The 15,239-nt window shown below is 54.3% G+C and carries 8 protein-coding genes; 4 read left to right on the forward strand and 4 right to left on the reverse strand.

The window, feature by feature from the left end:
* Positions 1-85 precede the first annotated feature (85 nt).
* Positions 86-3,520 (forward strand): Ig-like domain-containing protein, encoded by a 3,435-nt coding sequence (locus BN348_RS13005; protein ID WP_197068279.1) that lies wholly within the window; start codon positions 86-88, stop codon positions 3,518-3,520.
* Between the two features lie 828 nt (positions 3,521-4,348).
* A complete protein-coding gene (locus BN348_RS13010; protein WP_052446714.1) occupies positions 4,349-6,907 on the forward strand; it encodes a glycosyl hydrolase 53 family protein in 2,559 nt (852 codons plus the stop codon).
* 663 nt (positions 6,908-7,570) lie between these two features.
* On the opposite strand, the gene BN348_RS04495 is transcribed toward BN348_RS13010, so the two are convergent.
* The 4 genes from BN348_RS04495 to BN348_RS04515 form a co-directional block, all read right to left on the reverse strand.
* The gene (locus BN348_RS04495; RefSeq protein ID WP_040196508.1) at positions 7,571-8,770 is read right to left on the reverse strand and encodes an FprA family A-type flavoprotein; all 1,200 of its coding nucleotides are present in this window, start codon (positions 8,768-8,770) and stop codon (positions 7,571-7,573) included.
* 343 nt (positions 8,771-9,113) lie between these two features.
* Positions 9,114-10,676, reverse strand: a complete 1,563-nt coding sequence (locus tag BN348_RS04500) for a putative ABC exporter domain-containing protein (protein WP_040196509.1) — start codon at positions 10,674-10,676, stop codon at positions 9,114-9,116.
* On the reverse strand, positions 10,663-11,382 hold the full coding sequence (locus BN348_RS04505) for an ABC transporter ATP-binding protein (protein WP_040196511.1): 720 nt from the start codon (positions 11,380-11,382) through the stop codon (positions 10,663-10,665). Before BN348_RS04505 ends, BN348_RS04500 begins: the two co-directional genes overlap by 14 nt.
* Positions 11,383-11,878: 496 nt before the next feature.
* Positions 11,879-12,844 (reverse strand): D-Ala-D-Ala carboxypeptidase VanY, encoded by a 966-nt coding sequence (locus tag BN348_RS04515; RefSeq protein ID WP_040196513.1) that lies wholly within the window; start codon positions 12,842-12,844, stop codon positions 11,879-11,881.
* A gap of 579 nt (positions 12,845-13,423) precedes the next feature.
* On the opposite strand from BN348_RS04515, the gene BN348_RS04520 reads away from it, so the two are divergent.
* Both BN348_RS04520 and BN348_RS04525 read left to right on the forward strand, forming a co-directional pair.
* Positions 13,424-13,771 carry a hypothetical protein gene (locus tag BN348_RS04520; RefSeq protein WP_040196515.1) on the forward strand — a complete coding sequence of 116 codons (348 nt, stop codon included), beginning with the start codon at positions 13,424-13,426 and terminating at the stop codon, positions 13,769-13,771.
* On the forward strand, positions 13,761-14,984 hold the full coding sequence (locus tag BN348_RS04525; protein ID WP_052446715.1) for a cation:proton antiporter: 1,224 nt from the start codon (positions 13,761-13,763) through the stop codon (positions 14,982-14,984). Before BN348_RS04520 ends, BN348_RS04525 begins: the two co-directional genes overlap by 11 nt.
* Positions 14,985-15,239: the final 255 nt, after the last annotated feature.

Genomic DNA, 15,239 nt, shown 5'->3' on the forward strand with positions numbered 1-15,239 from the left:
AGGTACACCTAGGGGCTGCCGGACGGCAGCCTGTGACATAAAGCCCCAGGTGTTTGAGAAGAGAGAATTGAAAGGGATGTGTATGATGTTTATCCAAAAAAGAAAACCTTTGCAGCTGTTCCTCAGCATTTTACTGGCCTTTTCGCTGCTGATGGGCGTATTGCCGGCCAGCGCGTTTGCGGTGTCCACCGCAGCGGCAGAATCTGTACAGCTGGAGCACGATGAAATCACGCTGGCTGCAGGTGAGGACTTCCAGGTGAAGGCCGCCGTTCTGCCGGAAGGTGCGGCGGATCAAACGGTCTATTTCAGAACGGACGACAGCGCCGTGGCCGAGGTGTCATCCGACGGTGTCGTGCATGCGCGCGGCGCAGGTTCCACCTGGCTGGAAGCCGGTACGAAGGGTTATGAGAAATCCGCACGGTGCCTCATCAGGGTGACCGGTACGCAGTCTGAGGACAGCAGCTCCGACGGAGACGCGTCCGCCGAGCAGCCCCGGCAGGAATCCGAGTATCCGGCGGCGCTTTCTGTGATTGGACACGCTGTATGTGTCATTGAAGCGGAAAGCTGCCAAAGTTTCGGCGGCGGCATGGAGTCTCAGGCTGTATCGGCAGGAAGCGGTCATTATCTGAGCGGCTTTTCCAACGGGGACTGGATGCGCTATGATCTCGATGTCCAAAACAGCGGCATCTATGAGATTGCCTTGAGCGTGGCGCATGACGGGGAACAGACAGAAGCCCTCCGGATTGAACTGCCTGATGGCAGCGTCCAGACGCTGACCGTCCCGCAGACAGCCTCGAATGAAGCTTTTGAAGAGATTGTGCTCGCAGATGTCGCACTTGAACGCGGCATCCGGGCAATCAAAGTGACCAGCCTGACAGATGGCTGGAGCTTCGACCGGATGACCGTTACGCCAAAAGAACTGGATGTTGCATATATTAAAATCGGGACAACGGTTTCGGAGTACGAAGCCAGCCTGGAATTGGAAGAAGGCCAGTCGGTCGTTGTCAAACGCGGCGGCAATGGACTGGACCGGGAAGACCCGATTGGAACGGGCAATGAAATCATCGTCATGAAAGACGGAAAAGAAGTCTACCGCAATCAGGCGCTGGTGCGCGGCGATATGGATGGAGACGGAGTCATGGGCATACGGGATCTTTTGATGGTGAAGATGGTGATCCTGAACGGAGGCCCGGAGGATATCTATGAATGGATGGGGGACTTCGAGGAGGATGGAAACATCGGCATACGGGATCTGATCTCGATGAAGGTTTACATCCTGACTGCGGGGGAAACTGTTCCAGTTGAAAGCGTATCATTTGAAAATGAGGAGGAAAGTCTCTTTGCAGGGGAATCTGTAACGCTGATACCGATCATCCAGCCGGAGTACGCGAGCAACCGGTCGGTGGTGTACTCGATCGGGAACAGCAGCGTCGCATCGATCACGCAGGATGGCGTGGTGACGGCAAAGCGGGCCGGAAACACCTGGGCGACGGTGCGGACGGTGGACGGCTCCAAAACCGCACAGTGCCTGATCCGCGTCAGGGAACCGGTCAGCGAAGTCACGCTGGACAGGACCGAAATAGAACTGAAAAAAGGCGCCCAGACGACCCTGGTTGCAACGGTTCTGCCGGAAGACGCGCCGGACAAATCGGTGGTGTGGTCGGTTGGCAACGCGGGCATCGCAACCGTGACACAGGACGGCGTGATCACGGCAAAGGAAATCGGAAACACCTGGGTGACGGTCCGCACAGCGGTGGGATCGAAAACGGCGCAGTGCCTTGTCCGGGTTGTTGAACCGGATATCCCGGTCAGCGGCGTCACGCTCAATAAGACCCAGGCGCAGCTCGAAGCGGGCGCGACGCTGCAGCTGACGGCCACGGTGTCCCCGGCTGACGCGACCGATAAAAGCGTGACCTATCAGTCCGACGATGCATCGGTGGCATCGGTTTCCGCCAGCGGGCTGATCACAGCGAAGAGCGCGGGCAGCACGACCATCCGCGTGACGACCAACAGCGGCGGAAAAACGGCCGCCTGCACCGTGCAGGTCCTGCCGTCCATCCAGAGCATCACACTGAACGGCAGCTCCAAGGAGCTTGCGCTGAACGGCAGCTTCCAGCTCAGCGCAACGATTACGCCGTCCAATGCCTACAATCCCGGCATCCAGTACACGTCGAGCAACCAGTCAGTTGCCACGGTCAGCGCGAGCGGTCTGATTAAGGCGAGACAGGCCGGAAGCGCGACGATCACCGCGTCGGCTGCGACGGCGTCGGGCACCAAGAAGGCCACCTTCACCGTGACCATCCGCGCGCAGTCCATCTATCCGAACGGACAGCAGATTGTGGTAACCGCCAGCGAAGCCGAGGTCTTCCCCACCGACACCTATGACGACATGTCCGACGGCAGATGCTACCCGCTGCCGAAAGGAACCGTGGACTATGTGACCAAGGAGGTCAGTTATGTGGACGGCGGACAGCGCTTCTATTACTACCTGCTGGCATCCGGAAAGCGCGTGTACCAGAAGGATGTATCCAAGGTGACCAACAGCAAATACAACCTCAATCGGATCACAAGCTTCAAGATGACAGCCAGCAAGGATTACACCGATATGGTCCTTGCGACCGACTGGAAGGTTCCCTACAACGTCACGCCGGACGGCAGCAAGGTGACGATCGTCTTCCCATATACCGGTCAGGTTCCGGCAAATCTGAACCTCACCCAAAATCCGATGTTTACGAAGGCGACCTGGAGCATCCAGACCTCATCGGACAGCAATGTGCGCGCGAATGCGGTATTGACCCTGACGCTGCGCGCTTCCAACGGCTTCCGCGGCTTTGAGGCGTCCTACACCTCCGAGGGCCTGCGCTTCCGCTTCACGAATTACGCGCAGATCTCCAAAAACAGCTCAAAGCCCTATGGCTACGATTTGACCGGCATGACCTTTGTCATCGATCCGGGACATGGGCTTGGCGATCCGGGCGCGATCGGCTACGGCGGCGTCAATGAGAATACCGTCACCTGGCAGATTGCCAGCCTGGTCACCCAGAAGCTCAAGACCAGCGGCGCGACGGTGACCCAGATTGACACCAAGAATAAAGACGTTTCACTGGATGAGCGTGTGTCCATCACCAAAAAGATCCGGCCGGATGTCTTCCTGTCCATTCATGCGAATTCCTCGACCGTCAGCTCCGCGACGGGAACCGAATGCTATTATTTCCATCTGTTCTCACGCAATATGGCGGACAGGATCGCCTCCAATGTCAGCAGCAGCCTGGGGCTTTCCAACCGCAACAACAACGGCAACAAGATGTATCCGTATAAGGTGCTGCGCATGTCCTCGGCTTATCCGTCCGCACTGGTGGAAACGGCGTTCATCAACAACAGCAAGGATTACCTTCTTCTGACAAACTCCGTTTCGCAGAACAAGTTCGCGGATGCGATTGCCAAATCGGTTGTACAGTATGCTGCGGATACCGGCGCGCTGCAGAGCATTCCGACCGGTACACAAAGCAGTGTTTCTTAAACGAGGATGCAAAGCGGTTCGCATCGCGGATAAGGTATGCGTTATAGTTTTTAGAGTAAAACGGCTGGCCCGATCGGGCCAGCCGTTTTGGCTTGTACTTCAGCGTTATAAAACCCACCGGCTCTGCTGGAGAGAATAAAAAGCTTTAACTTTCAGGATAAAGAGCAGCGAATGACAACGATCATTTCGCACAACGTGAAAAGCTATAGAGATATAACTGCTTTAGCAGTTGCGGTGCGTTTGATGTCATGACAGTTTTTCAGTGTCTCTTGAAAGACGAACCGGTATGATGCCCTTCCAGGGCTGGCGCATACCACCATTTCAACGGAGGGGTTAATTGTCGGAAAATCACGGTATGGCGGCTTCCTGATTTTAAATAATGGATCATTTCATGCGGATGCTTTTTATCTGAACTGCTGGCAATTCTGATTTTGCCGCTCTTATATGCCTTATATTCCCTTGAAATGGTTGGCAGATGACAGCCTGAATAAAACGTCTGCCAGTCTTATTCAAATAAAATTTCAGCGGTTTTAAATCGAGACACACATCTGGCACCGAAAAGAAAACTGAAACATATTTAGTTTTTAAAAATAAATATAAGAATTCGATTTTTACACATTATAAACAAATTATTCGATAGTTGATTGATAAAAAAAGATAATTTGTACAATAATCCATAATGAAGAATAATAAATCCATTTACAGCGGTTTGTTTTCTACATAAAATGAATAAAAGTAGATCAATTTTTATATCAAATAAAGGAGGTGTGAACAAGCTGTCCCGTATAGAAACGATGTAAAAGCTAGATTAAGAGAGGATGTAAACAAATGAAAAAGGCATTATCCCTGTTTCTCGTCGCAGCAATGGTTCTCTTAGCGATCCCGTTCGCTTCCATCGCATTGGAAGGCGAAGCGGCATATTCCCCGGCGGAGAGCAATATTTCCGGTAAGTATTGGGTATCCGCAACCGCATCGGAGGGCGACGCGGCTTTGGCACTGGATGACAAGCTCGATACCGCCTGGATTGCGAAATCCGCGCCGGCATCCATTACGGTGGATTTCGGCGGCGCCTATGACGCGGTCCGCAAGGTGGAAACCGTTTTTGCAAGCAATGATACCGTCTATACATACACGTTGGAAGGCTCTGCGGACGGTGAAAACTGGTCCGTTCTGGCTGACCGTTCGGAAAACAGCCAGCTGGGCGGCATCTTCACCGATGTCTTCAGCTTCAAAGGCCTTCGCTATGTCCGGCTGAACATCACGTCCGGCAATCTGGTCGGCATCCGCGAGCTGCGCGTCATCAACTACCTGCGTGAGGACATGAACAACGGTTCCGATACCTCCGAGCAGGGAAGAAACACGAATGCGTACTACTACAATGCCGGCAACAACCCGCCGGTGGAAGGCATCCGCGGCGGAAAATTCACCGATGAAAACTCCATCAAAACCGGAAACAACTTCTTTGGTTTGACCAAGGACCTGGGATGGGACACCATCCGCCTGCGCATCTGGAACGAGCCGAAGAGTGAAACAAACGGAAATCCGAACAACAATGCAGGAAACTGTTCTCCGGAGGATACTCTGCGCGTGGCAAAGGCAATCGCGGGCGCAGGACAGAACCTCGCAATCGATTTCCACTATTCCGACAGCTGGTCCGACCCGCAGAACCAGCCGAAGCCATACGCATGGGCGCCGCTGACCTTCGAAGCCCTTGTCGACGAGGTTTACAGCTACACCTATGACACCATCAAGAGCCTGGTCGATCAGGGCACCGCACCGTCCATCGTGGCCATCGGCAACGAGATCACCAACGGTATGATGTGGGGCAAGGAATATGATCTGGTCACACCATATGTCCATCACCACGATTACTACAACAAAGGACTCCATGAACTGGCCGAGGGCGGCGGCATCAAATGGATGAAGTACGAAGAGGCGAACGGCGACAAGAATTCCGCAGCTTATAAAGAGTTCCTCGGATCGGTGGAGAACCTCTCCAAACTGGTCGACGCAGGAAACCGCGCAATCCGCCAGCTCAACAAGGACATGGATCTCAATATCCAGACCGAAATGCACTTTGCATTCAACGTCTTCGAACAGCCCACCTCCGGAAAGGTCGAGCTTGATCCGGACGAAGTGTTTGAAAAGGTTATGACTCTGATCAGCGGCCTGTCCGGCAATCTGGATCAGATGGGCGGCATGGTCGACCGTATCGGCGTGTCCTATTATCCGGACTGGCACGGCACCTATGATCAGGTACAGCGCAACATCGTCGAAATCTCCAAGATGCTTCCGGGCGTGAAGTTCAACATCGCGGAGTGCTCCCCGAAGGCGAGCGGTTCTGTAAACAACTGGATGGACAATCCGAACCATCCGGTGGGCTTCCAATACAGCGTCCAGTCGCAGGGCGACGACACGATGGATATCATGAAGACCATCAACGATGTGCCGAATAACGTCGGCATGGGCGTCTGGCCGTGGGCCGGCACCAACGTATACGGCACCGGCCGGGGCGACAACGCGACACTGTTTGCGTCCTTTAAGGTGTGGAACGACGCGTTTGCAAAGAATGTTGTGGAAAGCTCCGTCAGCGTGGCGACGCCGGTCGGCAAAGCGCCGGCACTGCCGGAAAGCATCCAGAGCCTGGATGTCGCGACCGGAACCGTCTCCAGTGTACCGGTTAAATGGGATGATATCGACGCTTCGGCTTACGCGCAGGCCGGCGAATTCACCGTGTCCGGCAAAGCGGATGTCACCGTACCAGGCGAAGGCAGGGGACAGGCGATGACCGCGGTCACCGCAACCGTTGTGGTTCTCGACAGGGCTGACAAGGCGCTTCTGGAACAGGCTGTCGCTGAGGCTGAAAAGTATGAAGCACGCAAAGCGGAATTCATTCCGAGCACCTATGCACCGTTTGAAGCGGCGCTTGCCGAAGCACGCGATATGCTCGCAGATGAAGACCTGATCAATGCGGGGGCCATTACGGCAGCGATTGACAAGCTGCAGAGCGCCATCGACGGACTCCGGCAGATTCCGGACAAGAAGATGCTTGAAAAACTGCTGGATGAAGCAAAGGGATACGATCAGACCCAGTATACAAAAGAAACAGCGGATGCGCTGCAGGCGGCAATCGATGCTGGCGAAGCCATCCTGAAGGATGACGAAGCGACACAGGCACAGGTTGACGCAGCTCTCAACGCGCTCAAATCCGCCATCGATTCCCTGAAGAAACCGGGCGAAACCAGTACACCGGGCGGTACGTCGAGCGGCAGCTCCACCGGCGATAAGGGCAACCCGAACACCGGCGGTATGCTTCCGATGATTCCGCTTGCAGCACTGGCTGTCCTCTGCGGCGCTGGCGTCGTTCTGGCCAGAAAACGCAGATAAAGCTTGTCCTGTAAAATTTCGTAACATTTTTAGAACACCCCTTCGAAAATTTCGAAGGGGTGTTCTTTGTATACAGTGCCATCTCCTTTGGGAAGAGCACCAGCCAAGTTCCTATCCATATCCAATAAGATAAAACCCTCCTGGCAGGAAAACGGTAAGAAAACGCAGCGGAAGGAAGGCCTGCCGGCTGAACGCGTTATTTTCGGTATGACGGCCTGTTTTTTTGCGGCTGCGTGACATCGGGAATCGATGCGCCTTGCACCGGCATACAGTTTTTCTGCTGTACAGCCGGTTCAGCGCTGTGCAGCGTGCTCCACGAACGCTCTTTGTCTTTCGTGCATTTCGGAAATCCCATGTCGTCGATCTGTAAATACCATGTGTGCGGATGCCCGGGACAGCAGGTTCTGTTTGGGAAAACATTCTTTTTTCCCGGCTGGCGCCGGCACAGCTTCAGAAGATGGTTCCGGACGATGAGCAGGCAGAGAATCAACAGAACTGCAATGATGACGGCAATATCCATACGGTATCATCCTTTCTTGCAGTATGTATAATCATGTACCTGTTACATGATATGCAAAGCGGTCCGCACTGGCGACCATGAGAAAGCGTGCAGCAAAAATCCCCCGCCCCAATATGATGGCGGGGGAGAACGGTATGCATCGGTTAAAGGGTGTCCACAATCTGTCTGCAAAGTCCCTGCATGTCGGAGAACTGATCTTTTTTCAGCGAGGACTTGATGGTAACGCTCGTTTCCAGAATATGCATGTCCTTCATCTGTCCAAGCATCTCGCGCATCAGCCTGCCGGACTGCGGCGCCCACGAGCCGTTCTCGATCAGGCCGACCGTGCGGTTCTGCAGGTTCAGCGCCTTCATATCCAGAAGCAGCGTCTCCATTGCCGGGTAAAGCCCATTGTTATAGGTGGGCGCGGCAAAGACCAGATGGCTGCAGCGGAACGCTTCGGCGATCAGGTAGGACACATGCGTGCAGGAGACGTCGTAGACCCGCACATCCTTCACACCGGCTTCGGCGAGCTGCGCCGCGAGCAGGTCGGCCGCGTTTGCCGTGTCTCCGTACATCGAACCGTAGAAGATCGCCACACCCCGGTCCTCCGGCTCATAGCGGCTCCAAAGGTCGTATTTGTTCAGGAAGTAGCCAAGATCGCCGCGCCAGACCGGTCCGTGCAGCGGACAGATGGCCTTGATGTCGAGCGCTGAGGCCTTCTTTAACACCGCCTGCACCTGCGGCCCATACTTTCCGACGATGTTGGAGTAGTACCTGCGCGCGTCGTCCAGCCAGTCCCGGTCAAAGTGCAGCTCATCCTGGAAGATGGTGCCGCCTACAGCGCCGAACGAGCCGAACGCATCGGCGGAGAACAGGATGTGCTCCGAGGTCTCATACGCCATCATGACCTCCGGCCAGTGCACCATCGGCGCAAAGATGAACTGCAGCGTATGCGTTCCAAGGCACAGCGTATCGCCTTCCTCAACGCAGTGCACATGCGGCTGTACCTCAAAATCGTAGAACTGCTTGATAAGCTCGATGGTGCGGCGGTTGCCGACGATCTTCATGTCCGGGTACCGCCTGGTAAGCTCTTCGATGTTGGCACAGTGGTCCGGTTCCATATGGTTGACAATCAGGTAATCGAGCGGACGTCCCTGCAGGGTCTGTTCAATATTCTCGAAAAACTGCCGGCCGATGGAGGCGTCCACCGTATCCATCAGGGCGGTCTTCTCATCCAGAATCAGATAGCTGTTGTAGGAAACCCCGCGCGGAATGGGGAAGAGGTTTTCAAACAGCGCCAAACGGCGGTCATTGCCGCCAATCCATACGATATCCTTTGTAACGGGTCTTGTGCAGTACATAAATGTATACCACCTTTCGGGTTCTGTGAAATGCAGGTCGCTTTTCCATGATTTCTTTTCTGCCTTCTAGCACCGTTCCGTTGGATGCGATACCAGGTACCGTTCCAGCAGATGTGATGTTGATTCGGCAGAAATTCTATACGCTCCTTAGTATGGGAATTTTTCTGAGATGATATGCTTCGCCGAGCGGTCAAAACGGAAAGATTCTTAAACAAGAGGAGATGGAGAGATACATCGCATTATTTTTTTGGGGCCAAAACAAATGCAGAGGGTGAGGACAAAGAGAAAAACAACGGCATGAAACCTTTCATATGATGATGTCCCATGCCGTTTTGAGCGGTTATCAGAGGTTGTTGAGCTCCGCGTAATTGAGGATATCCCTGCACAGGAAGGCGATGAGGCCGGACAGCAGCAGGTTCCAGCCAAAGGTACAGAGCAGCCCGACCGAAACGCCCAAAGCGCCGGGAATCAGGATGGACACCATCACACCGAGCACCACGCCCGGCACCGCAATCAGGATAATCATGATGAAATAGAAGAACATGATGAACACCTTGTTGGTGAGCGAGCCCAGCACACGTTCGATCAGGATGTTGCCGGCGACGAACAGGATGCCGAATCCGATGCGGGCAACAATGCAGGAGAGAATCTCGGGAATCGAGGACTGCAGGATGATGCCGACCGGAATGAAGATGACGACGGCTTCCACGCAGGCCTTATAGAGAACCTCTTTGCAGATATTGACCAGCTTTTTAAACGGGCTCTGCGGTAGCAGGTAGACATAGGGCAAGAGCAGCTCCCGGGTCCAGCGTCCCATGGCGGTGGAAAACACCTGCATATAGACCGAAAAGATAAAGATCGGGAGGATGCCGCTTTCCCGCATGAAGAAGGCGAAGCCGATGCAGGTGACCGCAAAGATCAGGCTGGTGCGGTCCAGGATGAACAGCCGGTTCCGGCGGTTCTCCAGCATATGCTTGTGGAAGAACACCGACGGCCCCCAGCCTTTTCCAATACCGGTTTTGCCGACCTTGACGTTCATCGGCGTATCCTGCACCTTGCCTTCCTTCCTGGCCGTGATGGCGCTGTAGGAAACCTCGGTCGCCTTCAGGACATCCTCGTAGAAGTCCGCGTGCGTGCCGGTGATCAAAAGCAGGACGGCCGCCACAAACAGGATGACAAGCCCAAACCCGGCGGCGATACCGATAAAGTTCGATGATATGATGCCGACCACGCCCATCTGCAGCCAGCCGAATACCGGCAGATAGCTGGTCCAGGGCGCGTTCACGGCGGTAACCAGTCCGCCCAGAATGTTCTGCCGATCCGAGAAGGCCGCCGTCAGCAGATAGACCGCCAGCAGAAGGACAATCAGGTAGATGCCGTACCGCACGGCGCGCTTTTTGTTTTCGCTGCTGCTGGTCATCGAGTAGATGAACATGGCGGTCAGCGAGGAACAGAAGACCGTCAGGCAGTACCCGAGGAAGATGGCCGCCATCCCGCCGAAGGACAGATTATAGGTGTTGTTCAGCCATCCGTACTGGAAAATCAGGAACAGACCGACCAGACAGGAGACCTGCAGCTGCCGCAGCAGCCCATAGATCAGGATCTTCTTCGAAGAGATGGGGGAGGCGAACAGCAGGTTGACGTCGGCCATCGAATAGAAGCTGGCGCCGGAGTGCAGGCCGTTCATGCAGCCCATGATGTACATGGTGCCGTAGAGCGCGAGGATCATTGCGTACAGCTCGCGGATATCCCGGAATTCGGTCTCGGTGTTAAAGCCGGAGGTGATGACCACCATCACCATGATCGCAACAAAGAACAGCACGGCGATGAGCTTGGCCGGATGCTTGACAAGCTGCTTGATGGAGTTTTTAAGATTGGTCAGAAACAGATAGCTAAGCGATTTCATCGGTACCGACCTTCCCCTCTGTGATCTCAAAGAACAGCTCCTCCAGATCCTTTTCATCCCCGTCGTCACTGCGGTTGTATTTGGTCGCCGCGAAGGAGCCGTGCATCATGATGTGAGCCACATCCCAGTAGTCCTCAACGCTGTCCAGCATATGGGTGCTGATCAGAATCGACGCCCCTTCCTCCTTGAGCTCCCGGAACATCAGCTTGAGCTCCTTGATAGCGTGCGGGTCGAGGCCAACGAGCGGTTCGTCGAATACCACAACCTTCGGTTTGTGCAGCAGCGCGCAGCAGATGCTCAGCTTCTGCTGCATGCCCTTGGAAAGCTCTTTGCCGAGCTTGTCCTTCTTGTCCAGCAGCTCGAAGCGTTCCATCAGCCGCTGTGCGTCCGGCTCCCAGCCCTCAAGCTCATATGCGCGGCCGATAAATTCCAGATGCTCTCCGACCGTCAGCAGGTCATAGACCGCGGGCATTTCGGGAATATATCCCAGCAGCTTTTTCGCTTCCAGCGATTTGTTCGGATGCCCGCCGATTTCAATAGCGCCCTCAAACCGCAGCAGCCCGCAGATGCATTTGATGATGGTGGATTTTCCGGCGCCGTTCGGCCCGAGCAGCACGGCGATTTCACCGTCCCGCACCGTGAAATTGATATCCCGATTGGCCACAACCTTGCCGTAGCGTTTGGTGACGTTTTGTACACTGAACATTCAAAGTTCCTCCTGATATGTAAGATGTATGGTAACAAGGGTGATGCTGATTGACATGTTTCATTTTAGGGTACTGTCATGTTAAAGTCAAGCAAATTTATGAAAGCATTGTGTCGCCGGTCGAAATATTGAGAAAATAGTCTCAAAAGGGGCTCTGAGATGAAAACAGGGCATATTTTAACAAAACGCTTCGGATGTCCTTCCCAGCGAACCTGTTGGACGCACCGATCATCATATCTCAGACTTTTGTGCGCTTTGAGAAACGTGAGGCGGGACTGTATCAAGAACACGAAGGTTTGAAAAACATCTGGGACGTTAAAATGCCCGGACAACCTCAGCCGCATACGGACCGTATCGAGGATGCAGTTCTGGCATACGGCGTTTGCAGAACGCCGACGATACGCAGAAGAAAACAGCCCGTCGGGTGAAGACGGGCTGTTTTCAGGGGTAGGGTAAGGGTATAAAGGGATTTTATACAAAGTAAGATGTTGGTAAGTTAAAGCGTGACGGTTACGATGAAGCCGTCTGCGTTGTTGCCGCTAAGGGTGTATTCCCGGTTGGACGGCACAGGTACGGCGGTTTCCCCGGGTTCTGCCGCCACATAGTAGATTTCATACCGCTGCCCGGACTGTGTCCGGACCTTGAGATGCTGTTTTTCATACGGGTACTGCTTGAGAAAGTCGATGTACTCTTCCAGGCAGATATTTTCCTTCTGCATGATGCCGGCATGCGGCACGCCGACAAAACGGTAATGCCAGGGCTCGTAGTCGTAGCCGGTGGTCTGTGTTTTTTCCTGCGGGTACCGCAGCACAAAGCCGTACCGATACGCGTTTTCACGGATCCAGTGGTATTTGCCCTGTCCAAGAAAATCATGGGTGATGCCCATGTCGGTGTAAATCGAAAGGTCCAGCGCCATGCCGGTTTCATGCTCGCTGTAGCCCGGCGCGGCGGCAAGGCTGGATACATTCTGAAGAAGGGTTTCGGATTGCTTTTCCTGCACGATCCGGTACTGATCCTCCGAGGAGCGGTATCCGCTGACCACGTTGACGTCGTGGATGCCGGTCGCGTCGTAAAAACCGGCCAGCATGCCGTTGAACGCCTGGACCACACGCCGGTTCAAGGAGACCTCCATGTCCTTGACCTTGTACATGTTGTTCTTATAATCGTAGACGTAGGTAAGCGGGGTGCTGTCCTGTCCGCGATAGGGATATGTCTTGTTGACAAGGACCAGGTCTCCCTGATGGATGCCGTCCTCTCCTTTGACAACCGTGGTGTACTGTGATGCTTCCCGGTGAGAAAAGGCGGCGACATCGATTTCAGGCGGACGCATACCGAAAGCCGGGAACAGGCTTCCGCGGATGCCGTACAGCGCGCCGGCAATTAAAAAGATGACCAGCACAAGGCACAGCAGCATCAAAGCCCGGTTACCGGATTTCAGTTTCACGTCTTTCTGGTTGTTCATATAGACCACCCTTTCTGAGGTTCAGTTGTCTGGGGAGAGGGGACATCGGGCATGGTGTTGTGAATCGAACTTTGTGTACTGTGTACTATGGTTCCTAGTACACTTGTAATATACAACCTTTTGAAGAGTTTGTCAAGTCTTTTTTCAACATTTCGGAAAATATTTTTACAACAGGCGGCGTTGTCCCAAAAAGTGCGGAGATTCGGCAAGTTTTTCTCAGAACGATTGCGGCGCGCCGATTATACACTTTATCAAGGAACGCTGTGCAGAATCCTGCGGTTTTTCCTGGGGTGCGGAACTTTCAATACCAGGAATGTATGAATTTGTTCTGCGGGCATCCTATCAGATGTTTCAATACCTGGAGTGTATGAATTTATTGTGCAGGCATCCTGCGGGCTGAAAAAATTGTTTCGAGAGGTGATAACAGCCAGCGCAGCCGAATAAAACTGGGATAGACAGAAATATAAGCATGCGGGTTTCAAACCCTTATGCCGACGGATCACCGTCTGGTACACTGGACATTGAAAATCCAGAGTGGTATAATGATAGATGAAAAAAAGTATGAGGGAGAGTGTATCTATGCAGCTAGTATTCATCGTGCTCAACAAGACGGAGTATCTCGAAGACCTGCTCATGAGCCTTGCTGAGAATGGAATCAGCGGCGCGACCATCCTGGACAGCACCGGCATGGCACGCGTCATCGGCAACAATGAGGACCTGCGCATGTTCGGCGCGCTGCGCATGATGTTCAACCCGGAACGGGAAGAAAGCAAGACCATCTTCACAGTTCTGGATGAAGCAAAGGTGCCGCAGCTTAAAAAAGCGGTTGGCAGCGTCATCGACCTGTCAAAACCGGATACCGGCATCCTGTTTGGCGTTCCGGTCAGTTTTGTAGAGGGAATTGGAGGCATGCAGAGTGGAAAATAATGTCCTCCTTTACCTTGGCATCATTCTGTTCTGCGGACTGCTGTTTGGCCGCTTAGCAAAATTGTGCAAGCTGCCGAATGTGACGGGATATCTGGTTGGAGGACTGCTCATTGGCCCCAGCTTCTTAAATCTCATCCCAAGCGGCACATTGCAGAATTTTGACATCATCAGTGATGTGGCGCTTGGCTTCATCGCGTTCGCGGTCGGCAGTGAGTTCAAGTTTTCCTATTTGAAGAAGGTGGGCGTCGGCCCGCTGATCATCGCGGTCTGCGAGGCGTTCGGCGCGATTCTGCTGGTCTTCGGCGGCCTGCTGCTTGCAGGATTCCCGATGGATTTCTCAATCGTGCTGGCGTCCATCGCCGCGGCGACCGCGCCGGCGGCAACCATCATGGTTGTACGGCAGTATAAGGCAAAGGGACCGGTCACCGACACCCTCTTAACCGTAGTCGCGTTGGACGACGCGGTGGCCCTGATGGGCTTCGGCATCGCGGTGGCCATCGCACAGGCCATGAACGGCGCTTCCACATCGATCATGATGACCATCCTTGACCCGCTGATCGAGATTGTGGGCGCGCTCGGCATCGGCGTCGTACTCGGCTTCCTGTTCCTGCTGCCGATGCGCTTCTTTAAAAAGGACGGCAACCGCCTGATCATCGTCTGCGGTTTCATCTTCCTGGGTGTGGCGATCGCCGACTGGCTGGGACTTTCCTCCCTGCTTCTGATCATGGCGATGGGTGCGACGCTGATCAACGTCGCCAAGGGCAACAACACGATACCGAAAGTCGCGGACTTTGTGACGCCGCCGATTTTTTTGATGTTCTTTGTGATCTCCGGCGCGGAGCTGGACATCTCTGTGCTGCCGACCATCGGGCTTGTCGGCGTCATCTATGTCGTGCTGCGCGTCGCTGGAAAATGCGGCGGCGCGGCGCTCGGTTCGGTGATTGCAAAATCCCCGCCCGCAGTTAAGAAATATCTCGGCCCGACACTTCTGCCGCAGGCCGGCGTCGCAATCGGCCTGTCGCTGCTCGCGACGCAGATGTTCCCGGATTACGGCGGCCAGATCCGCGCGGTCATATTGTGCGGAACGTTTATCTATGAGCTGATTGGCCCGGCCATCACCAAGCTGTCGCTGAAGGCGGCAGGGGAGATCAAGGCCCAGCCGTCCAAACACAAGCACAAATCCCCGCCGGCGGAGCTGCCGGTGCAGAAATAACCCGTTTTATCGTCCAGGTATCAGACAGTATCCCATGAAATGGGACAAGCCGCCGGCCGCAGCATTAAAACTGCAGCCGGCGGCTTTTTGATGCGGATATCCTGAAGCAGATGCGGCGTTATGAAGTGGAGAAGCACCGGTTTCCAGGAAGCTGTTTTATGGGAAGGCAGACGCTGAGGAAATTGGCATGGCAGAACCGGCGCATCATCGATATAAAATCAATGATCCCTGCGCATGATATGTCGTATCGGCGAA

Origin of the sequence: Candidatus Soleaferrea massiliensis AP7 (assembly GCF_000820765.1) — a bacterium.
Taxonomy (GTDB): domain Bacteria; phylum Bacillota; class Clostridia; order Oscillospirales; family Ruminococcaceae; genus Soleaferrea; species Soleaferrea massiliensis.

What these genes read in the sequence shown, in the direction of transcription:
- BN348_RS04500 (WP_040196509.1), bottom strand. Translation starts at nt 10,676, where the DNA reads ATGAAATCGCTTAGCTATCTGTTTCTGACCAATCTTAAAAACTCCATC.
- BN348_RS13010 (WP_052446714.1), top strand. Translation starts at nt 4,349, where the DNA reads ATGAAAAAGGCATTATCCCTGTTTCTCGTCGCAGCAATGGTTCTCTTA.
- BN348_RS04515 (WP_040196513.1), bottom strand. Translation starts at nt 12,844, where the DNA reads ATGAACAACCAGAAAGACGTGAAACTGAAATCCGGTAACCGGGCTTTG.
- BN348_RS04495 (WP_040196508.1), bottom strand. Translation starts at nt 8,770, where the DNA reads ATGTACTGCACAAGACCCGTTACAAAGGATATCGTATGGATTGGCGGC.
- BN348_RS04505 (WP_040196511.1), bottom strand. Translation starts at nt 11,382, where the DNA reads ATGTTCAGTGTACAAAACGTCACCAAACGCTACGGCAAGGTTGTGGCC.
- BN348_RS13005 (WP_197068279.1), top strand. Translation starts at nt 86, where the DNA reads ATGTTTATCCAAAAAAGAAAACCTTTGCAGCTGTTCCTCAGCATTTTA.
- BN348_RS04520 (WP_040196515.1), top strand. Translation starts at nt 13,424, where the DNA reads ATGCAGCTAGTATTCATCGTGCTCAACAAGACGGAGTATCTCGAAGAC.